20 protein-coding genes and 1 pseudogene are annotated in these 21,119 nt (G+C 68.7%); 15 read left to right on the top strand and 6 right to left on the bottom strand.

The annotated features are described in order from the left end of the window. From VIM26_RS05370 to VIM26_RS05340, 7 genes and pseudogenes are all read left to right on the top strand, one after another. The coding region (locus tag VIM26_RS05370; RefSeq protein ID WP_331949320.1) for a family 78 glycoside hydrolase catalytic domain at positions 1-1,526 on the top strand (1,526 nt) is incomplete at its 5' end. Positions 1,527-1,613: 87 nt separating this feature from the next. Further along, positions 1,614-4,028 (top strand): glycoside hydrolase family 3 N-terminal domain-containing protein, encoded by a 2,415-nt coding sequence (locus VIM26_RS05365; protein WP_331949319.1) that lies wholly within the window; start codon positions 1,614-1,616, stop codon positions 4,026-4,028. After that, positions 4,021-4,398: pseudogene (locus VIM26_RS05360) on the top strand (family 43 glycosylhydrolase); the annotation flags it as partial. The gene VIM26_RS05365 and the pseudogene VIM26_RS05360, both read left to right, overlap by 8 nt. A 25-nt stretch (positions 4,399-4,423) precedes the next feature. Then, a complete protein-coding gene (locus tag VIM26_RS05355; RefSeq protein ID WP_331949322.1) occupies positions 4,424-4,594 on the top strand; it encodes a hypothetical protein in 171 nt (56 codons plus the stop codon). 263 nt (positions 4,595-4,857) lie between these two features. Continuing rightward, the gene (locus VIM26_RS05350) at positions 4,858-5,403 is read left to right on the top strand and encodes a hypothetical protein (protein WP_331949318.1); all 546 of its coding nucleotides are present in this window, start codon (positions 4,858-4,860) and stop codon (positions 5,401-5,403) included. Continuing rightward, positions 5,400-6,404, top strand: coding sequence for a Gfo/Idh/MocA family oxidoreductase (locus VIM26_RS05345; RefSeq protein ID WP_331949317.1), 1,005 nt, complete (start codon positions 5,400-5,402; stop codon positions 6,402-6,404). The genes VIM26_RS05350 and VIM26_RS05345 overlap by 4 nt, the downstream gene beginning before the upstream one ends. A gap of 145 nt (positions 6,405-6,549) precedes the next feature. After that, complete coding sequence (locus VIM26_RS05340; RefSeq protein ID WP_331949316.1) at positions 6,550-7,779, top strand: multidrug effflux MFS transporter; 1,230 nt, start codon at positions 6,550-6,552, stop codon at positions 7,777-7,779. A 175-nt stretch (positions 7,780-7,954) separates the two neighbouring features. Here the strand turns inward: VIM26_RS05340 and VIM26_RS05335 are convergent, their stop codons facing one another. The 5 genes from VIM26_RS05335 to VIM26_RS05315 all read right to left on the bottom strand — a co-directional run bounded on the left by VIM26_RS05335 (position 7,955) and on the right by VIM26_RS05315 (position 13,085). Then, positions 7,955-8,866 carry a nucleotidyl transferase AbiEii/AbiGii toxin family protein gene (locus tag VIM26_RS05335; protein WP_331949315.1) on the bottom strand — a complete coding sequence of 304 codons (912 nt, stop codon included), beginning with the start codon at positions 8,864-8,866 and terminating at the stop codon, positions 7,955-7,957. Continuing rightward, entirely contained in the window at positions 8,859-9,890 is a 1,032-nt protein-coding gene (locus VIM26_RS05330; RefSeq protein WP_331949314.1) for a type IV toxin-antitoxin system AbiEi family antitoxin domain-containing protein, read from the bottom strand. Before VIM26_RS05330 ends, VIM26_RS05335 begins: the two co-directional genes overlap by 8 nt. Before the next feature lie 124 nt (positions 9,891-10,014). Next, positions 10,015-11,187, bottom strand: a complete 1,173-nt coding sequence (locus VIM26_RS05325; RefSeq protein WP_331949313.1) for a site-specific integrase — start codon at positions 11,185-11,187, stop codon at positions 10,015-10,017. 355 nt (positions 11,188-11,542) lie between these two features. Further along, positions 11,543-12,742 carry an FAD/NAD(P)-binding oxidoreductase gene (locus VIM26_RS05320; RefSeq protein WP_331949312.1) on the bottom strand — a complete coding sequence of 400 codons (1,200 nt, stop codon included), beginning with the start codon at positions 12,740-12,742 and terminating at the stop codon, positions 11,543-11,545. Next, positions 12,735-13,085, bottom strand: a complete 351-nt coding sequence (locus VIM26_RS05315; RefSeq protein WP_331949311.1) for a DsrE/DsrF/TusD sulfur relay family protein — start codon at positions 13,083-13,085, stop codon at positions 12,735-12,737. The genes VIM26_RS05320 and VIM26_RS05315 overlap by 8 nt, the downstream gene beginning before the upstream one ends. A gap of 91 nt (positions 13,086-13,176) precedes the next feature. Here VIM26_RS05315 and VIM26_RS05310 point away from each other — a divergent pair, with 91 nt between their 5' ends. From VIM26_RS05310 to VIM26_RS05275, 8 genes are all read left to right on the top strand, one after another. Further along, on the top strand, positions 13,177-13,845 hold the full coding sequence (locus VIM26_RS05310) for a metalloregulator ArsR/SmtB family transcription factor (RefSeq protein WP_331949310.1): 669 nt from the start codon (positions 13,177-13,179) through the stop codon (positions 13,843-13,845). 59 nt (positions 13,846-13,904) lie between these two features. Further along, complete coding sequence (locus VIM26_RS05305; RefSeq protein WP_331949309.1) at positions 13,905-15,134, top strand: cysteine desulfurase family protein; 1,230 nt, start codon at positions 13,905-13,907, stop codon at positions 15,132-15,134. A gap of 43 nt (positions 15,135-15,177) precedes the next feature. Further along, complete coding sequence (locus VIM26_RS05300) at positions 15,178-15,585, top strand: rhodanese-like domain-containing protein (RefSeq protein ID WP_331949308.1); 408 nt, start codon at positions 15,178-15,180, stop codon at positions 15,583-15,585. A 2-nt stretch (positions 15,586-15,587) separates the two neighbouring features. After that, entirely contained in the window at positions 15,588-15,965 is a 378-nt protein-coding gene (locus VIM26_RS05295) for a metalloregulator ArsR/SmtB family transcription factor (RefSeq protein WP_331949321.1), read from the top strand. Further along, positions 15,962-16,738, top strand: a complete 777-nt coding sequence (locus tag VIM26_RS05290; RefSeq protein ID WP_331949307.1) for a cation diffusion facilitator family transporter — start codon at positions 15,962-15,964, stop codon at positions 16,736-16,738. The genes VIM26_RS05295 and VIM26_RS05290 overlap by 4 nt, the downstream gene beginning before the upstream one ends. Before the next feature lie 529 nt (positions 16,739-17,267). Then, positions 17,268-18,092: a hypothetical protein gene (locus tag VIM26_RS05285; RefSeq protein WP_331949306.1), complete on the top strand. Its 825-nt coding sequence runs from the start codon at positions 17,268-17,270 to the stop codon at positions 18,090-18,092. Positions 18,093-18,539: 447 nt separating this feature from the next. Continuing rightward, positions 18,540-19,094, top strand: coding sequence for a type IV toxin-antitoxin system AbiEi family antitoxin domain-containing protein (locus VIM26_RS05280; protein WP_331949305.1), 555 nt, complete (start codon positions 18,540-18,542; stop codon positions 19,092-19,094). Next, positions 19,091-20,029: a nucleotidyl transferase AbiEii/AbiGii toxin family protein gene (locus VIM26_RS05275; protein WP_331949304.1), complete on the top strand. Its 939-nt coding sequence runs from the start codon at positions 19,091-19,093 to the stop codon at positions 20,027-20,029. Before VIM26_RS05280 ends, VIM26_RS05275 begins: the two co-directional genes overlap by 4 nt. A gap of 40 nt (positions 20,030-20,069) precedes the next feature. Here VIM26_RS05275 and VIM26_RS05270 read toward each other — a convergent pair. Next, a partial coding sequence (locus VIM26_RS05270) for a site-specific integrase (RefSeq protein ID WP_331949303.1) occupies positions 20,070-21,119 on the bottom strand: 1,050 nt, incomplete at its 5' end.

Raw genomic sequence — 21,119 nt, 5'->3', positions numbered from 1 at the left:
AGCTGGGCACGCGGCCGCTGCGCACGGCGAAAGCCACCGACACGTGGGTGCTGGCCGGGCCGGCCGAGGAGGTGCTTGAGCCCTCCCTCACGCTGCACGGGTTTCGCTACGCCGAGGTCCGCGGGGTGCCCGACCTGCGTGCCGAGGACATCGAGCTCGTCGTCGTCGGCACCGACCTGCGCCGCACGGGCTGGTTCTCCTCCTCGCACGCGTTGCTGGACCAGTTGCACGAGAACGTGGTGTGGAGCACCCGCGGCAACTTCGTCGACCTGCCGACCGACTGCCCGCAGCGCGACGAGCGCCTGGGCTGGACCGGCGACACCCAGATCTTCGGACCGACGGCCACCTTCCTCTACGACACCACGGGCCTGCTGTGCTCCTGGCTGACCGACCTGGCGGCCGAGCAGCTCCCCGACGGCGCCGTGCCGCACGTGATCCCCGACGTGAACCGGAATTCGCTGTCCAGCACGCCTGCGGCCGCGTGGGGCGACGCCGCGACGATCGTGCCGTGGACCCTGTACCAGCGAACCGGAGATCTGGAGGTCCTCGAGCGCCAGCTGCCGAGCATGCGCGCCTGGGTGGACCGGATCGCCACGCTCGCCGGCCCGGATCGGCTCTGGATCGGCGGGTTCCAGTACGGCGACTGGCTCGACCCGACAGCGCCGCCCGAGGACCCCTTCGGCGCCAAGGTCGACCCCGACGTCGTGGCAACCGCCCACCTCGCGCGCTCGTCCTGGATCTTGGCCGAGTCCGCCCGCCTGCTGGGGCACGACGACGAGGCCGAGAAGTACCGAATCCTGAACCAGGAGGTGCGCGCCGCCTTCGCTCACGCCTTCGTGACGCCCGCGGGCCGCGTGCTGTCCGACGCGCAGACGGTCTACGCGCTTGCGATCGCCTGGGACCTGCTGCCGCACGAGCACCAGCGGCAGGCGGCCGGGCGGCGGCTGGCCGACCTGGTGCGCGCCGCCGGGTTCCGCATCGCCACCGGGTTCGTCGGCACTCCGCTGGTCTGCGACGCCCTCACCGCGACCGGCCAACTCGACGTTGCCTACCGGCTGCTGCTGCAGACGCAGTGCCCGTCCTGGCTCTACCCGGTCACGATGGGGGCGACGACGATCTGGGAGCGCTGGGACAGCATGCGGCCGGACGGCAGCATCAACCCCGGCGAGATGACGTCCTTCAACCACTACGCGCTCGGGGCCGTCGCCGACTGGTTGCACCGCACAGTCGCGGGGCTGGCACCGGCCGCACCTGGCTACCGCGCTCTCGTCGTGCGTCCGCAACCGACCGCCGAGCTCACGCGGGCCGCAGCGCGGCACCTCAGCCCGTACGGAGAGGCGTCCGTGGCGTGGGAGCGAGCCGATGGGCGGCTGCACCTGACCGTGCACGTGCCCGTGGGTGCCACAGCCGAGGTGTACGTCCCTGGCTCGCCAGCGCCTGAGCGTGTCGGACACGGAGAGCACCGCTGGGACGTCCCGGACCCGTGCGCCGCCCAGGTCCTCGCCGGAAGCTCAATCCCCAACTGATCGACGAGTGGCCTACCCCACCGCACAAACCGCACTTCGCCCGACCGTTCTCTCGGCCGGCACGAGCCCGAGAGAGAGCGATCTTCCATGACGCACCACGACCACCTCGACGCCACCCTGACCGCCGACGTGCGAGCCGACCTGCTCGCACGCGAGATGACCACGGTAGAGAAGTGCTACCAGCTCACGGCGGTCCCTCCGTGGTGGCTGTCCCTCGGTGATGGTTCCGATCCAGAGGGCGTCGAGGGCCTGCTCGCGAAGGCCCCGGGCCACGTGTGCAACTTCGCCGTCGACGACCCTGCCCGCCTGGCCGAGATCGTCGGACGCATCCAGCGCACAGTCGTGGAGCGGACCCGGTTGCACGTGCCGATCCTCTTCCACGCCGAGGCGCTCAACGGATTCATGGCAGGCGGACACGTCGTCTTCCCGACCGGGATCGGCCTCGCCGCCACCTGGAGCGCCGACCTGGTCCAGGAGATGGCCGACGTCATTCGTCGACAGATGCGCCGCACCGGGGTGCTTCAGGCCCTCTCGCCCAACATGGACGTCGCGCTCGATCCGCGATGGGGTCGGGTGCACGAGACGTACGGGGAGGACCCCTACCTGTGCGCCGCACTCGCCGTCGCGTACACGCGAGGCCTACAGGGCGACGACCTCACCAACGGAGTCATCGCGACTGCCAAGCACTTCGTCGGGTACGGGCTGCCGCAAGGAGGAATCAACCTCTCCGCCGTCGAGGCAGGCGCCCGCACGGTCCGCGATCTGTTCGCCTTTCCGTTCGAGGCGGCCATCCAGATGGCCGGACTGCGATCGGTGATGAACTCCTACGCCGACCTCGACGGAGTGCCGGTCGGCGCGTCGCGGGAGATCCTCACCGACCTGCTGCGCGGCACCCTCGGTTTCGAGGGCTTCGTGTCCTCCGACTACACGACGCTCGACCACTTCATCGACCGCCAGCACGTTGCTCGCGACCGCGCCGAGGCCGGCCGGCTCGCCATCACGGCCGGGCTCGACGTCGAGAACCCGATGCCCTTCGGGTACGGGGACGTGCTGGCCGGCGAGGTCGAGCGCGGCGCGGTGGACCGCGAGCACCTTGAGATCTCCGTCCGGCGCGTGCTGCGAGCCAAGTTCGAGCTCGGGCTGTTCGAGAACCCCTACCCGACCGAGAGCATCGACATCCGCGCGGTCGCGCAGGAGGGACGGGACCTGTCCGCCGAGCTGGCGCACCGGTCGGTCGTCCTCGCACGCAACACCGGGATCCTGCCCCTGGCCTCGGGCGGTCTGGACGTCGCGGTCATCGGTCCGCACGCGGACGCCGTCGGGCTGCAGTTCCCGACCTACACGTTCCCGGCCTTCCGCGAGATGACGCTGTTCATGTCCTCCGGTGGGCTGGGCAACATGGTGGGCGTCGATCCCGGGATGGCCCACTGGAACAGCAGCGCCTTTCCGCCGATGACTACCGAGGCGTTGGTCCGCGACCGTCAGGGCGCGACGTCCCTCGTCGACGCCGTCGGCAGGTACGCCCGCAGCGTCGTCACGGCGCCCGGGTGCACCTTGACCACTGATCTCGGGAAGGAGGAGCTGGACCGGGCCGTGTCCGAGGCTCGGGCAGCAGACGTCGTGGTGCTTGCACTGGGCGGCGCGAGCCTGTGGTTCGCCGGCGAGCGGACCGAGGGCGAGGGCAGCGACACCGCCGACATCGCGCTCCCCGCCTCGCAGGTACGCCTCGCCGAGGCAGTGGCGGCCACGGGCACCCCGGTGGTGGTGGTCCTCGTCCAAGGGCGCGCCTACACACTCCCCGAGGTGGTGCGCGACGCTCCGGCGCTGCTGATCTCCTCCTACGGCGGCCCGTCCGGCCCACAGGCGGTCGCCGACGTGCTCTTCGGAGTCACCAACCCCTGCGGCAAGCTGCCGTACAGCGTGCCTCGGCATGGGGGACAGGTGCCGGTGTACCACCACCAGAAGGCCGGGTCCGGCTACCGCATGTCGCTGCCCCCCGGCGTGGACCGGCACTACCTCGACATGCCCGCCACCCCGCTCTACCCGTTCGGGCACGGCCTCAGCTACACCACCTTCTCGCTGTCGGACCTCGACGTGGACCCGGAGATCGACATGGACGGCACTGCGACGGTGTCCGCCACGGTGACGAACACGGGGGAGCGGGCAGGGGCCACCGTCGTCCAGCTCTACCTACGGGTGAACACCTCGGGCGTGACCCGGCCCGCGCAGCAGCTGGGCGGGTTCGCTCGCGTCGAGCTGGCGCCCGCGGCGTCGAAGCGCATCACGTTCCGCATCGCAGCGACCCAGCTGGGGTACACGAACCTGGCGCGGGACTTCGCAGTGGAGCCGGCTCGGATCGACGTGTTCGTCGGCTTGGACGCGCATGACCGGCAGCTCGAGGGTGCGTTCCAGGTGGTGGGCGAGCCGCGGATCCTCACCAGCGCCGAACGCTCCTTCCTCTCGGAAGTTGTCGTGTCCGAGACGGCCCTGACCGATGTCTGAGCAACCCGGGGATCCCGAGATGACCACGTCGAGCGGGTCGACGACGCCGATCGTCCCCGGCTTCTACCCGGACCCGACCGTGTGCCGCGTCGGCGGCGACTACTACCTCGCGCACTCCAGCTTCGAGTACTTCCCGGGCGTGCCGGTCTGGCACAGCCGCGACCTGTTGCGCTGGACGCAGATCGGGCACGTCATGACGCGCCGCATCCAGTTCGCGCGCGGCGACGGGCGGGCCTCGACCGGGATCTACGCGGGGACGCTGCGGCACCACGCCGGCCGGTTCTGGTACGTCACGACGAACGTCAGTGACTACGACGCCGGTCAGCTGATCGTCCAGGCAGACGACCCCGCTGGGCCCTGGGGCGACCCGGTACACGTGCCCCGAGGCGATCGCGATGCACGCCGAGCGGTTCCGCCCCCAGGGTGGACACCACGAGGGTGCGTGGTCCGAGCTCACGGAGATCGACACGTCGATTGCCGACTACGTCTGGCTGCCTTTCCGGTTCGAGGGAGAACGCGCCGTGCTCGACTGGCACAACGAGTGGCGCATCGAGGACTACGAATGAGCACCACGACGATGCTGGAGGGCTCGTTCGACGTGGTCAGCCCCCGCGGGTCGTGCCCGTGCGGTGCGATCGTTCCTGTCGACGCGGTCGTGCACCCCGCCACGAGAAGATGAGAGCCAGCCTGAGCACGCCCGACTTCTTGACGGCGGGTGGACCGGCACCTACGCTCCTCGTAGAACGTTGCACGGATTAGCCGGCGACGACCCTCCGGGGGCAGCCGCGCGGCCGCTCAGCGGTCGCGGTGATCGAGAGGACGACCCCCGGTGAACGAGCTCCCTACCGGCACGCGCACGTGGCACGACCACTACCTGGCTGTCCAGGATCGCGTGCAGGCGCTCCTGGCGGAGCTGACCCTTGAGGAGAAGGTGGCCCAGCTGGGCAGCCGGTGGGTCTTCGACCAGGTGTGGGAGGCCGCGGATGACAAGGTCGAGGTCGATCACCGCGTGGCGCCCGTCGCCGTGCTCGCGAACGCCGACTGGCGCGCCGGTCTGGAGCACGCGAGCCGTCATGGTCTCGGTCAGCTGACCCGCGTTTACGGTGGCTTCCCGGTCACTCCTGCCGAGGGCGCCGCCGCGCTCGTCGCCCGGCAGCACGTGGTGATGGGGGCGCCCTGGCTCGGCATCTCGGCCGTCGTGCACGAGGAGTGCCTGACCCCGGCCGGGGACGTGGAGCTGATCGTCGGCGCCTCCGCGGCCGATCTGCCGCTGCGCGCCTCCGTGCGGATCACGGGCGCGACGCGGAGCGTGGGCAGCGACCGTCGGCTCGAGACGCCGGTCGACGTCGTCCTCCTCGCCGGGGTCCCGTCGTGAGCGCGTCGGTCGCACGGAGCCGGAGCCTCCGACTCGGAGTTCTCGGCGCCGCTCGGATCCTCCCCGGCGCGGTCCTCTCGCCGGCTGCCGACGTGCCCGACGTCGTGGTGACCGCCATCGCTGCGCGCGATCGGGAGCGTGCGACGGCCCTGGCCGCCGAGCACGGTATCGATCGAGTGCACGACGACTACGACGCGCTGCTCGCGGACCCGGAGATCGACGCCGTCTATGTCCCCACGCCGGCCTCGTTGCACGGTCGATGGATCCGCCGAGCGATCGAGGCAGGCAAGCACGTTCTGGTGGAGAAGCCGTTCACGGCCAACGGCGACGAAGCCGCGGAGATCGCCTCGATCGCCGCGACGTCCGGGCTCGTCGTGATGGAGGCGATGCACTCCCAGCACCATCCGTCGTGGGCCCAGATCCGCGCGCTGTTGGACGAAGGTGCGATCGGTGACCCCGTCTCGGTCGAGGCGACCTTCCTCGTCGACATCCGGGATCGCGACGACATCCGGTGGCGCGAGGAGCTCGGCGGCGGCGCGCTCATGGACCTGGGGGTCTATCCGCTCCGCTTCGTCCAGGCGATGTTCGGGAACCCCGAGGTGCGGTCCGCGACCGCGCTCGAGGAGAACGGGGTGGACGCATCGATGTCGGTGCGGCTCGAGCTGCCGGGCGGTCTGGAAGGCACAGTTCGCGCGAGCATGGTGCACCCCGAGCCCGAGGCGCGAGCACGCGTCGTCGGGACGCGCGGCACGCTGATCGCGGTGTGGCCGTACATCCCGCACCGAGGGGGCGCGATCTTTGTGGAGCGTGACGGCGAGCAACGCGAGGAGAGCGTCGACCCGACATCGAGCTACACCTGGATGCTGCGCGCCTTCACCCGCGCGGTGCTCTACGGGGGCCCGGTCGTCACCGACGCCCCTGCGGCGGTCACGACGATGCGTGCCATCGATGCGGCCTACACCGCGGCCGGGATGTCACCGCGGAGGCCGACGGCTGATTGACGTCACCGGCGGTTCTTCGACGAAACCAGTCGGAGACTCGCTTGACGTGCGGAATTGTTCACCAAATCAACTATTCTGATAGCGCGACCGGTCAACTGACGACGCCGGGGCGACCAAAGCTCCCCAAAGTCGTCGAGGACCACTAATGACAACCACAATCTCCCACACCGGCCACGCGCTCTCGCGTAAGAGCCGCCTGATCTATGTGATCGTTCTCGGCCTGCTCGTCGGGCTGGGGCCATTCACGATCGATCTCTATCTGCCGGCATTTCCGGCCGTCCAGGCCGACCTCGGCGCGAGCGCGTCGGCGGTGCAGGTCACCCTGACCGCGACGATGATCGGGTTCGGCGTGGGTCAGCTCATCGTCGGACCGTGGAGCGACATGGTCGGTCGGCGGCGTCCGCTCCTCTTGGCGACCGCGCTGCACGTCGGAGCGAGCCTGGGGGTGGCCCTCGCGCCCGACATCGGGTGGATCGTCGTGTTCCGGGTGCTGCAGGGCGTCGGAGCAGCGGGTGGCGGCGTGGTCGCGACGGCGGTCGTTCGCGACCTTTTCGAGGGCAGGCCGCTTATCCGGATGTTTGCGCGGCTCGCCCTGGTCACCGGGGTCGCGCCGGTCGTTGCGCCGGTGATCGGGTCTCAGCTTCTTCGCTTTCTCGACTGGCGAGGACTCTTCGTCGTCGTGGCCTGCTACGGCGTGGTTGTCCTCGTCCTCGCGTTCGCGATGATCACCGAGACGTTGCCGGCCGAGCGGCGCCAGGGGCGAGGGGGCCGGACCACCGCGGCACGGCTCCGATCGCTGTTCGCCGATCGCGCCTTCATTGGTGTCGCGCTCATCGGTGGGCTGTTGGTCGCCGGCGTCTTCTGCTATCTGTCGTCCTCTCCGTTCCTGTTTCAGGAGCTCTACGGGCTCGACGCCCAGCAGTACGGGATGTTGGGCGCGATCAATGCCATCGTTTTCGTCGTCGGTTCGCAGTCCGCCTCGCGGATCATCCACCTTTTACCACCGCAGTGGCTGCTCGCCGTGACGCTGCCGCTTCTTGCGCTTGCCGGATATTCGATCATTCTTTGCGTCGCGCTCGGTCTTGGACTGACGGCGATCCTCGCAGTGACGTCCGTCTTCTTCCTCGGCGCGGGCATGAGTGTTCCGTGCCTGCAGGTACTCGGCCTTGCCCACCACGCAGACGAAGCGGGGACGGCCGCAGCGGTGCTCGGCGCGACGAACTTTGCGGTCGCCGGGATCGCCGCGCCGATCGTCGGCGCTATCGGGCTCGAGTCGGCTGCGCCGATGGGCCTCGTCATGGGGACCGCGTTGACGATCGCTACCGGCATCCTCTGGACGATGATCCGGCCACGGACGGTGCGGTCGATCTACTGAACGCTCCCGGACGGGGCTCGTGTAGCGACGAATGTAGCCATCGCACGCCGAACGCCGAGTTCAATGCGGTTCACACGGGTTCGGGGTGGGGGAGTGGCCGCACAGATCGACGCAGACGAATCTGTACGGACTGGCTGCCGTGATCTGGTGGACTGGGGTTCGGCATTGTGAAGCGTCAGATCCAGCCGAGGGTCTCGTGGGACCACGTCTTGCTGTCGGCATCACCTGAGAGCGCCGGGTCAATCAGGGATGTTGCGAGGTCGCTGGCGAGGTTGACCGTGCGGTACTCGGCGCAGTAGAGCACCGACTTGCTGAGCTTGGCGTATCCGGCTCCCCACGAGGGCGGCACAGTGAAGTGGTCGAACGGCGCCATCTGGCGTCGGCGTGTTTCGGTGGCAACCGCGATGCGGAGTGCGGTGCCGTCGATGTCTTGGGTGGCCGCGAATACGACGAGGTCCACTAGATCCTTCTCGCGGCTGGATGCGCGCTCGCTGTACTCCGTCATCGTGGCGCAGACCTTGTCGGCGATCTGGTCGACGACGGGGTAGAGGCGGTACCGGTGACTGACGAGTCGTGGCAGGTCGAGTGTGGTGGCCGGGTCGGTGGTCGTGACTTCTCCGGTGACGCCCACGCCAACGGCGAGGTCGACCTGAAGCGAGCCCTTCGCGCGGAGCCCGACGAAGGTGTTGAACTTCACCCGGTATCCCTCGGTGTAGGGCTGGGTGTCGTTCCCGATCGAGTCGGTGTGGCTGAGGTACTCGAACCGGAAGTGGTCCTCGAGGTCGATCGCCGCCAGGCGGATCAGGTCATCGAGGGCCCGTGTGAGGGTGAAGCCCTGGCGGTACAGGTCGATATCGCGGGTCGACCGTGTCGACGGCACCCGGGCGAGAATGCCCGTGCCGCCTTTCAGTACCCACTCGGAGCCGTCACCCTCCGAGAACACTCGGCTGAGGAAGCGGTTGAAGTATTCAAGTTGAATCCGCTTGTTGACGTCGAGGGACGGATCGGCTGTTGCTGCCTTCTTCGCGGCGTCCTTGATTGCGTTCTCGACGCCGGCCGCGGTGGGGTAGGGCTCGCGCTCAGTCATCTGCGACCGCCCTCTGCGCTTCTCGAATGGCGGCGAGCGTCTCTGGCTTGAGCGCGATGCTGTCGCCCAGCGACTTCCCCCAAGCCCGGCTGAGCTCCTTCATCGCATCGCTAGTGGCGAACTGCGCGGAGATCCTCTTGGCGATCTCGTCGAAGCCCGCGCTCTTGATCAGGGTGGCTCGCACGGACTCCATGGTCGCGTTGAGCCCGGCAACCTGCGGAGACAAGGCGTCTTGGAGCGTCGCGGCGACCGACTCCTGCATCGAGTGCAGAGCCTTCTGCATTTCGGGCGTCAGCATGAGCCGACTGAGGTCTGCCTTGCTGAGGTTGCCGAAGTACTTCGCGGCCACGCGTGAGCCCAGCGAGGTGTCTGCGGCGATCCGACGTGCGACGGTATCCGGGTCGATGCCAGCGATCTCCAGCAGCCGGCTCAGTAGGGCGGGCCCATCGCTCTTCGTGAACCCGTTGCGGTCGGCTAGCGGAGCGAGGAGCGTTCGAAGTCGACCAACGTCAAGGTTGCGCTTGAGCGAGGCGTCGCGAAGTGCGTCCGCGACGAGGCTGAGGTCGCCGACTTCCCCGACGAGGTCGCAGATGGTGCGCTCCATCGTCATCGCAGGCAGGCCCTCGACAAGGGTGACGTCATGCGGGTCGAGGACGCGCTGGCGATAGTGGATCTCTGGCCGTTGAGTCTGGCGGCGCGTTGGGGAGACGAACTCGTGCCGGTCGCTCCACAGGTCGCCGATGTCGTGGAGTCGCGCAGCGGATGCGCCGGCGACGACGACCCCGTTTGCGCGGTCCTTGATCCGCTCCTCGCCCAGCTTCTTGGGGTCCGTGCTCAGCCAGGCCGCACGCAGGTCGTCGAACTGGTCGCCCGGAGCGCCGGCGTCCATGTAGACGCCATGGGCAAGCCGCTTGACGTGTCCGGTTTCGGCGAGCCGCGACAGATCGAGTCGGGTGATGCCGTGCATGCTGGCTTGAGCCGACGTCACCATGCCCCACTGGTAGGCGGTGACCTCGGCGAGCACGCGGAGGGCTTCCTTCGACTTCATACTTGGAGTGTATCGCTGGGCGGGATACATTCCAAGTACCCAGCGCCGAGACATGGATCAGCCGTGTGGAGTTGTGCGCTTGTCGTCGAGGCTGGACGGCTCAGGATGCTGGTTTGGGTGGGGTGTCGATGAGTTGGTTCATGGCGGCCATGTGCCCGGATCGGATGGGTGCGATGGGGTGGCGGTAGATCTCGGCGGTGACGCTCACCGACCGGTGTCCGAGGGTGTCGGAGATGTCCTCGATCGGCACGCCGGCGGCGGAGAGCAGGCTGGCGGCGGCGTGGCGGAGCATGTGGGGGTGCAGGTGGGCGATGTCGGCGTTCTTGGCCATCCGGGTGTAGGCCCGCCGGACGTTGGACGGGTCCAGCGGGGTGCCGACCTCGGTGGTGAACACGAGGTCGTGGGTGTTCTGCCAGGCGCTTCCGGCGGAGTCGGCGTCTGCCTGTTGCATCGCGCGCTGTGCGCGCAGGGCGGCGACGACCGGGGGAGGGATCTCCAGGGTTCGTTTGCTGGTGGCTGTCTTGGGTGGCACGAGCACGAGCTCGCCCTGCGGGGTGCGGCGCAGGCTCGCCGCGACGGTGATGGTCGGCCGGTCGCCGTCGAGCTCCACGTGCTCCCAGGCGAGGGCGGAGGCTTCCCCGGGGCGCAGCCCGAGGAGCAGGCACAGGATGAGCATGTTGACCAGCCGCTCACCCTCGGCGGCCTCGAGGAGTCGCTTGGCTTGGGTGACGGTGAGGCCGAATCGTTCGGCCTTGGGTCCGCGGCGGGTCTGGACCGGTTCGGCGACGTTGCGGATCACGAGGTCGCGGAGTATCGCGAACCGCAGCGCCCGGCGGGTCAGGTTAAGGGCGTGGCGCATGGACGACGCGGCCATACCCTTCTCTTCGAGCGTGTCGAGCATCGCTTCGACCTGGTCGGACTTGAGCTCGAGGAGTCGGAGGTCGCCGAGTATCGGGGTGACGTTCAGGTGCAGCATCCGTTCGTAGTTGGACCGGGTGTTCTCCGTCAGGTCGCCCGGCAGGCCGCGCTCGAGGAACGCGTCGACGAGCTGGGCGAATGTCATGGCGCGGGTGGTGACGTCGACCCCCGCTTCGTGCTTGTCCCGCAGCTCCATCAGCTTGATGCGGACTTCGGCGCGTGTGCGGCCGGAGACCTTGGGTCGGCGGCGCTGCCCGGTGTGGTCGGTGCCGAGGTCGAGCTGACCGATCCAGCGGTCCCGTCGCTCGTCGAAATACAAGGTCCCGTCCCCGCGGTCCCTTCGCATTCTGGTCATGGCCTGCCCTTTCCGGATGGCTGTCACGGATTTGTTAAGGGGTCACCTGGTGGAGGCCCTTTAGGGAGCCTAGGCACCCACAAAAAGAGGTGGACAAGTTTGGACGCGTATGGACAACAATGGACGGCTGACCTGCGAAAACATCATGTTGGAAGGCTCGCTTGAGCGTCAAAAATACTTCGCTTCGTCAGCGGGTCAGCACCGCAGAGAACCCGATCGAATCATTACCTTCTCGTTCCACGCGGGGACCAGACCGAGAAGCGCGATCCCTCGCCGAAGCCGGCGAACCACGGCCGCAGGTGCCCGAACGCCTCCGCCGCCCGGCGGGCTGGGTATGCCGAAGATGGCATCCCGGTCACTGGTTCCACTGCTCGAGCCAGGCGGACTCTTCCTCTTGCTTGGCTCGGTGTAGCTCCGGGTTGGCCGCTTCGAGCCGGACGTCTGGTCCGCCCGGTGCGTAGAAGTTTCCTGCGCCCTTCGCTGCCTCGTGTGCGCCGACTTCGAGGTAGCAGTGCCCGACGCCGTCGAAGTCCACGTGGGTGCTCGGCCGGCCGAGGTACGCGGCAACGCCAGCGGCGACGGTGATCGCCTGACCGCGGGCGAAGACGGCGGCCTTGGGCAGCGGCCTGCCGTCGGGCAGCGGCGCCATCGCCGAGTCTCCGAGCGCCCAGACGCCGGGGGTGGTCTCGGACACGGCCAGGGTGCGGGGGTCGACCGGGATCCATCCTCCGCTGAAGGACTCGACATTCCGGATTGCCGCGGGCGGTCGATGCGGCGGCACGACGAGGGCGAACGTGAAGTCTGTTAGGCCCTGGTCGTTGAAGGACACGTGGGTGTCGTGCAAGGCCGTTAGCGCCCGGTTGAAGTGGGCGCCGATGCCCCGGGTACCCAGCAGGTCGACGATCGCGGCACCGAGCGTGGGCCCGGCGATCGGCATGGGTTGCGGTTCGGGGGTGTAGACGTCAATCTCGACGTCGTCGCGCACGCCGGCCTCGCGGAGCAGGTCGTCGGCAAGCAATGCCGCCTCCCACGGCGAGGCGGGGCACCGGTAGGGCGTCGACGCGACGACGACGACGAGCCGGCCGGACCGGAGTGCCTGCAGCCGGTCGTGGGCCGCAGTTGCCCCAGCCGGAGTGTTGAACTCACCGACTGTTCCCTGGTCCAGGGCGTGGCGCAGGCCAGGGATCGCGTCGAGGTCGAGCTCGGCGCCGAGCGCGATGACGAGAGCGTCGTAGGGGCGGGTGCCGGTCGAGGTTCGCACCTGGTGGCGGTCAAGGTCGATCTCCAAGACAATGCCGTTGACCAGCTCGACCCCGGGCAGGGAGCCGGCGCTCGGTGTCGCGACGACGTCACCGGCTGAGCGCCACCCGCGCAAGACCCACAGCAAGGACAGTCCCTGGACGTGGCTGCCGGTGCGGTCGACGACGGTCACGGTGTCCTGGTCGGTCAGCTGCGGGCGCAGCGCCGCGGCGACGCTGAGGCCGCCGACGCCGCCGCCGAGGATGAGCACCCGCTTGCCACCGGAGCTCTTGGGGGTGGTGTCGTGATCAGACATTGATGACCTTTCCCGCCCAGGTGGTCCATTCGGCGAGCTCGACCATCGAGGACCGGTGCGCGCCGTCGAGGAGGCGGTCGTCCGAGAGTCCGCGGGCGTTCATGCAGGTGCCGCAGCACCCCAGGGCGACCCCGCGGTCGGCCAGGGCGGATGCTTGCTTGCCCGTGTTGTAGTACCCGTTGGGCACCTTCTGCCCCGCTGCGGCGGCGGCGACGGAGTCGCCGAAGAAAAAGACCTTCACCTCGTTGCCCCCGGCGACCACCTGAGCGGCCCAGCGAAGCGCGTTGTACACGCGCTCGGACCCGTACGGCGGGTCGTGCAGAACAAACAGCAACCGTTCCACCGCTCCTCCAAAGATCATTGGATTACTCGTAGTTGGACGGTAGGCTCTGACTCAGGTTCGTGTCCAGTACCGGTCTTGGGGAGGGGTGGCGATGAGTCGCAGGCAGGCGAAGGACGCCGTGTTCGAACAGTTCGCCCGTGTGGGTAAGGCGCTGTCCAGCCCCAAGCGGGTGGAGCTGCTGGACCTGATCGCCCAGGGTGAACGGTCCGTGGACGCGCTGGCTCGCACGGCGAACCTGAATGTGACGACGGCGTCGGCGCACCTGCAAGCCCTCAAGGGGGCCCGAATGGTGGCCACGCGACGGGTCGGGACCAAGGTGTTCTACCGGTTGGCGGGGTGCGACGTCGCCGAGCTGTACCTGCAGATCCAACGGGTCGCCGAGAACCACCTGCCCGACCTCGGCGCCGCCCGGGCGGACTTCCTCGGCCCGGTCGACACCCAGGAGGTCGGGCGCGAGGAGCTCTGGCGCCGCATGCGCGTCGGAGACGTCACCGTGATCGACGTCCGCCCCGACGAGGAGTACGTCGGCGGGCACCTGCCCGGAGCGGTCTCGCTCCCGCTCGACCAGCTCGCGGCCCGGCTCGCCGAGCTACCGGCCGGCATCGACGTCGTCGCCTACTGCCGAGGCCCGTACTGCGTGCTGTCCTACGACGCGGTGCGTCTGCTGCACGAGCACGGGAGAACGGCCCGCCGGCTAGCCGACGGAATCCTCGAGTGGGCGGCCGCCGAGCTACCCATCGAATCCGCGGACGTCGCATGAACGACGTCGCACCAGAATTCATGTCCACCGAACTCGAACATCCTTGGCAGGCATCGGCGATGACGACTGACCAGACCCAGTACCTTTCGATGGCGGCGCGACCGGCGGGCCTCGACGGTCCGATCTACCTCGATCACAATGCGACCACCCCGGTCGACCCCCGCGTGCTCGAGGCGATGCTCCCGTACCTGCGCACGCATTTCGGCAACCCGTCCAGCGACCACCCGTTCGCCTCGTCGCCGCGAGCCGCCGTCGCCCAGGCCAGGGTTCAGGTCGGCGCGCTGATCGGCGCGCGGGCGGAGGAAATCACGTTCATGGGCAGCGGCTCCGAGGCCGACGCGACGGCGATCCGCGGCGTGGTCACCGCGGTGCTGACGACGGGCGTTCAGCGGCCGCACCTCATCACTCAGGCCACCGAGCACCCGGCCGTCCTGGCCGCCTGCCAGTACGCGGAGCGGTTCCACGGGGCCGAGGTGACCGTCCTGGCGGTCGGTCGAGACGGACTGCTCGACCCCGACGTCCTCGCCTCGGCAATCCGCCCGACGACGGTTCTGGTCTCGGTCATGCACGCCAACAACGAGACCGGCGTCATCCAGCCGATCCGCGACCTGGCCGCGATCGCGCATGCCCACGGAGCACTGTTCCACACCGACGCCGCACAAAGCGTCGGCAAGATCCCCGTCGACGTCACCGACCTCGGAGTGGACCTCCTCACGCTCGTCGGACACAAGATGTACGCCCCCAAGGGCATCGCCGCCCTGTTCATCCGCGCCGGCACAGCGGTGGCACCGCTCATCGGCGGCGGCGGCCAGGAACACGGCCGGCGCGCCGGGACGGAGAACGTCCCCTACCTCGTCGCTCTCGGCGCCGCCGCTGCCATCGCCGCCAGCGAGCTCGCGATGGGAGCGAGCGACCGACTCTCCGACCTGCGGGACGGACTCGAGCAGCAGCTCGTGGCCCACCTGCCCGGGCGGGTCCACCTGAACGGGAACCGGAACCACCGGCTGCCGCAGACCCTCAACGTCAGCATCGACGGCGTGGCCGGTCACGCGATCCTGGCAGCCTGCGTCGAGGTTGCCGCGTCCACCGGCTCCGCCTGCCACGCCGGAATTCACTCCGCGTCGCCCGTCCTGCTGGCTATGGGCCTGCCGCCTGAGCGCGGTATCTCGGCGCTGCGCCTGACCCTTGGGCGCTGGAACACCCGGGAGGACATCGTCCGGGCCGCCGGCGCACTGGCCCGCGCGGTTCGCGCCGCCAGCCCGATCCCACCGATGCCGCCCACGGGCTGAACACGCGGGCGGTCGCGGCGTAGCGTCAGCAGAGGGAGGGGCCATGAGCGGAACAGCGGCCATCGACGCACTACTCGACGCTGCCCGTCAGGGCCTCGATCGCGTGCAGCCGGTGGGCCTGGTGGCCGAGATTGCCGCCGGCGCCCTGGTCGTGGACATCCGTCCCGTCGAGCAGCGCCAACGCGACGGCGATCTACCCGACGCGCTCGTCATCGACAGGAACGTGCTCGAGTGGCGACTGGACCCGACCAGCGCGCACCACGTCCCCGAGATGACCGACGCCGGGCGCCGTGTCGTCATCGTCTGCAACCAGGGCTATAGCTCTAGTCTGGCGGCCGCGACGCTCCGCCAGCTCGGCCTGACGCGCGCCACGGACCTCGTCGGCGGATTCCAGGCATGGGATCGGTTCGTCAAAACCCGGCGGGTGAGTCGCGATATCATCGAGCAATGACGATGAATCAGGTGCTCCTCGACAGCACCGCCGAGGCCACGGTCGAGGGACCACACGTGCTGTCCGCCGCGGCCTGCATGTTCCGCAGCCTCGGCGATCCAGGTCGCCTCGCGATCTTGCGACAGCTCGCCATCGGTGAGCACAACGTCAAGGACCTGACAATCCACCTCGGCCTGGCGCAGTCCACCGTCTCCGCGCACCTCGCGTGCCTGCGCGACTGCGGCCTGGTCACCTACAGACCGCAGGGGCGCTCGACGATGTGGTCGCTGGCCGCGAGCCGCGAGATCCTCGGTGTCTTTGCCGCCGCCGAACAGCTTCTGGCGGCGACCGGAGAGGTCGTCACGCTGTGCCCCACCTACGGCGAGGCGGCCAACCAGTGAGTACCCACCTGCCCGGGCCGCCCTCGGTGCTCTCGTCGCACGATCGCCAACGGCTCGGCCGCCGAGCCCGGCTGCTCGCCGGAGCCAGCGTCGGCTACAACGTCATCGAGGGCGCGATCGCGATCACCGCGGGTGTGGCCGCGGGGTCCGTCGCGCTCGTCGGGTTCGGACTCGACTCGGTTGTCGAGGTTTCCAGCGGACTCATCATCCTGTGGCAGTTCAAGCACCGCCTGCCGGAAAGCAGGGAGCGCCAAGCCCTGCGGCTGATGGCCTGGTCGTTCTTCGCCCTTGCGGCCTACGTCGGCGTCGAGTCCGTCCGAGCGCTCCTCGGTGGCGTCGAGCCGGACCCCTCACCGATCGGGATCGGACTCGCGGTCGCGTCGCTGGTCATCATGCCGTTCCTGTCGTGGGCGCAGCGGCGTACGGGGAGGGCTCTCAGCTCCAGCGCGGTGGTCGCCGACTCCACTCAGACCCTCCTGTGCACCTATCTTTCCGCGGTCCTCCTGGTCGGGCTCGTCCTGAACGCGACCCTTGGCTGGGACTGGGCCGACCCGATCGCCGGCCTCGTCATCGCCGCCGTGGCCGTCAGAGAAGGACGTGAGGCGTGGCGCGGCGAGGCCTGCAACTGCGTGCCCGGCGGGCTTGGCGCCGACGACGCCGACGACTGCAGCTGCGCGGACGGGTGCACTGACGCCTGCTGCACGGCTGACGAAGCCACCAACGCAGGCCACGAATCCATCGAGCTGAGCGTCGCGCCGAAGCCGAGACGCTGAACCCTTCGAAGCCACCGCGACGACACCATTCGCTGGTGGAGCCGGTGGGGATCCCGCAGGCCGTGGCCAATTCGGTGCGGTGGGGCGCCCTCGCGATCTTGGCGGTCGCGCCGCGGTGGTGTGCAGCCTCCAGGAATAGATTCCGATCGCCGGGAACTTGTTGAGCTACCACCTGAAGGTGCCGCGCGAGGCGGGCGTCGCCTGCCTAGTTGCCTCGTGAACGGTCGCGTCCGAAGCGGCGACCCGCACCCGCGACCGTATGCGGGCTGCGCCGCTGGCCGAGGGTCAACTGGCGCCTACCTACCTGCACGCTCTCGCGGATGAGGGCTATGGTGTAAGCATTATCCGGGAAGGACGTACATTGCTTATAGCTCAGCTGTGGGTGGATCTCGCTGAGCGGGGGATCGGCGCGGTGTTGCCCGATGCGCATCATGTGGTCCTTTCTGGTCCTTGCCCGCCGACGACCTGGGCGCTGCACGTCTCGAAGCGTCCGCTGCGACCTGCTCGGCTGCACGAACTCGTCGAAGGCGTGCGTCGGTCAGCTGCCGGCGAACGCCTCCTGGTGATCACGGCGGCCGCTTCCGCGTCCACTGTGCAGGCGGCCGCGGTCGCGGGGGTCTCGGTGCTGGTCGCTCCGAGCGAGGTTCACCGGGCGACCACGGGTGTGCTGATCCTGCCAGGCGGGCAACGGCTGGACCTGACGAGCCCGGATCCGACCGTCCGACGGCTGCGGCCGGGGCGGCCGGCGTGGGCGACCTACGCGATCTTGACCTACCTGTTGGACGCCCCCGCGCCCCAGGGTGAGCTCGCGAAACGGGCCGGGGTGTCCCAGGCGCGCGTGTCTCAGGTGCTGTCCGGTGCGCGGGAATGGGTGTCGAACACCGGGTCGCTGTGGCGGGTGAGCGACTGGGACGGTTTGGCCCGGTGGATCGGCGCCACGGCACCGTCTGCCGGGGACCTCGCCTCGACGTGGCTGGGTCTGGACTCCCCGACAGTCCTGGGTGCCTCCATCGCGAAGACATTGGGGGAGCGGGGGGTGCGATACGCGCTGTCCGGTGACGTCGCGGGCGACTACCTCGCGCCGTGGGCGCACCCGACCCGCGCGGTGATTTACACCGAACGCGGCTTCGACCTTGGCGAGCTCGGGCTGACCCCCGCGCCGGCCGACCAGGCGAACTTGGAAGTCCTCATCCCGGTCGACCCGTACGTGCTTCGCGACACGACGTCCGCACCGGGCAGTCCGGTCCTGGCCTCGCCGTGGCGGGTGTGGCTCGATGCGCGCCGCGTCGGGAACCTCGACGCGGCGAGCGCAGTTCTGGACTTTCTGCGCGACCGGGCGCGGGTCGCGCGATGACGCCGCCCGAGGGCTCGCTCATCGTGAGATCGACCCACTGCGCCGGGGATGCGGCGTGGCTCGCGGTCGCGGACGTCGTCGAGCTCGCGGAGCGGTTGGACGTTGTCTACCGCTTCGTGGGCGGAACAGTGTCACCTTGCTCGTCCATCACCATGGTGTCGCCCACCTCGTGCCACCGCGGGAGACCGCCGACGCCGACGTCGGCGTGCCTTTCGAGGTCTGCGGCGACGTCCGACTGCTGCCCGCGCTGACGGCCACCGGGCATGAGCGCACGGCCGGGAACAGGTTCGAGCGGTCAGTCGGCGACCGGCGTCTGGTCATCGACATCCTCGCCCGCTCCTACACCGGGACCCTAACGCAGAGGAACAGCCTTTCGTCCGTCAGGTTTTGTGACGAGGTTGAACAGGCGTCCCCGTCAAAATGGTGACGTCGTGTTACGGTTTTGACATGGCTGGTTGGGATGAAGTCTGGGAGATCGCAGCCGACCAGCACGGGTACGTGACCGTGGAGCAAGCCGGAAATGCTGGCATCAACTACGAGGCGTTGAAGCAGGCTGCGTGGCGTGGACGCGTCGAACGGCCCGCCCGTGGCATTTACCGGCTCCCAACCGTGCCAGCGACCGCCCACGACCTCGAGGCTCTCGCTGTCCTATGGACCGGTGACGCCGCGGCAGCCCTGTCCCACGACTCCGCTCTAGCGGCGTACGACCTCGGTGACATCAATCCCGACAAGTACCACGTGACCGTTCCTGCCGCGCGGCGTATCCGCAAAGCCGGGGGCGACGGGTACGTCATCCACCATCAGGACCTGCGCCCCGAGCAGGTCACATGGTGGGAAGGCATTCGTACCGTGACACCGCTGACAGCGATCGAACAGACCCTCGTCTCAGGTGTGCCGACATACCTGCTCCGGCAAGCGATCACCGCGGCATACAAGCAAGCGCGAATCCGTGACGCGGACCGCCGGCGCCTCACGGCGCAGCTGACCCGAAAGGCCTCATGACCCGGTCCCCGTTCAACGAAGCGATCAGCCGGCTGAAACCCAAAGACACCGAACCACGCTCAGCCCGTGTCCTCGACGGCTGGGTTGCGCAAGCTCAACAGAGGATCGGTGGGAACGCCGACGGTGGCCGGCTCGGGTGGCTCATCGCATCCACCGTCGTCGTCGCAGCCCTGCAACGCGCTGTCGACGAGAGCGGGCCGCTGTTCCTCCTGAAAGGTGGAACCCTCTTGCAGCACCGTCTTGGCTTGGACGCACGCGCCACGAGCGACGTTGACGGTCTCGTCCGTGGTGACCTGACCCGGTTCCTGGCCGTCCTTGACGGCGTCATCAAGGAACCATGGGGTCCTTTGACCATTGAACGCGGCCCGGTGAAAGTCATCAGGACTCCTGACCGCGTCACGAAGCCGATGCGCTTTGACGTGAGGGTCCGGGTCGGCCCGACGATCTGGCGCAAGGTCAAGGTCGAGGTCGCGTCCGACGAGGGCGGTGCAGGAGACACCGCTGAGGTTGTCACGCCTCCTTCGCTCGCAGCGTTCGGGCTCCCGAGCCCCGACTCCCTCGCGACCCTTGCGTTGCGGTTCCAAATCGCCCAGAAGTTCCACGCGTGCACTGACCCCCACGACCCACCCGCGTCGATCAACGAGCGTCCTCGTGACGTCGTCGACCTTCTGCTGCTCCGCGATCTGGTTCGCGCTGAAGGGCAACCAACACTGGTCGAGCTACGGGTGGCCGCCCACGCGATCTTCGCCGCACGTGCAGAGGATGCGCGTGCGCTCGGACGGACCCAACGCACCTGGCCGTGCGTCGTGGTTGCTCATCCGCATTGGCAGAATGACTTCGCGGTCGCACGGGTGGGTGCCTACGCGACGGTCACACTCGAGGACGCGGTCGCTGCGGTGAACGCGTGGATCGGCCTGATCGACGCGGCGGTCTGAGCGCGACGACTGCCCACGGGCATCGTTTCACCCTTTCCTGCTACGGCTGCGGGGCCTCGTCGTCGGGGTCGGCCCTGCGCTTCTTGGGCTTGGGTGGAGCGTCGATGAGCTGGTTCATGGCGGCCATGTGTCCGGACCTGACCGGTGCGATGGGGTGGCGGTAGATGTCGGCGGTGACGGAGATTGAACTGTGTCCGAGGGTGTCGGCGATGTCCTCGATCGGCACCCCGGCAGACGACAGCAGGCTCGCGGCAGCGTGGCGGAGCATGTGCGGGTGCAGGTGGCCGAGGTCAGCTTCCTTGGCCAGGCGGGCGTAGACCCGCCGGACGTTCGAGGGGTCCAGGGGTGTGCCGACGCCGGTGGTGAAGACCAGGTCGTACGTGTTCCGCCACGCGCGCGCGGCCGCTTCTCGCTCCGCTCTCTGGTGGGCGCGCTGGGCCTTGAGAGCGTCGACGACAGGGGGAGGGATCTCCAACGTCCGCCGACTGGTAGCCGTCTTGGGTGGCACGAGAACCAGAGCGCCCAGGGGAGTGCGGCGCAAGCTCGCCGCGATCGTGATCGTGGGCCGCTTGCCCTTGGTCTTCACGTTCTCCCACGTGAGGCCGGCCGCCTCGCCGGGCCGTAACCCGAGCAGCAGCGCGACGATCAGCAGGTTCTCGAGCCGGTCCCCGATGGCGGCGTCGAGCAGGCGACGGGCTTGCTTGACAGTCAGTCCGTACCGTTCGGCCTTCGGTCCGCGGTGGGTTTGCACGGGCTCGGCGACGTTGCGGATCACCAGTTCGCGACGCATCGCGAATTTCAGCACCCGGCGGGTCAGGTTCAGGGCGTGCCGCATCGTTGACGCCGACAGCGCGTCGTCGGCCATTGCGTCCATCATCGCTTCGACGTGCTCGGACTTGAGTTCCAAGACGCGCCGGTCTCCGATGACGGGGGCGACGTTGCTGTACAGGAGTAACTGGTCAGGTTGTCGTGGGGTGGGGCGGGCTGATCCGCGCGAGGCGCTCATCGCAGTTTGAATAGGCGTCCGATTTGGAAGTATCACCATCTTGGTTGATTGAAAATCGGTTCGTCGTGAATTGTGCGGCGTGTC

It is taken from the genome of Pengzhenrongella sp. (assembly GCF_036565025.1).
In the GTDB taxonomy this organism is placed as follows: Bacteria; Actinomycetota; Actinomycetes; order Actinomycetales; family Cellulomonadaceae; genus Pengzhenrongella.
The sequence above is the reverse complement of the archived record's forward strand: the minus strand, read 5'-3'. Positions and strand labels throughout refer to the sequence as shown.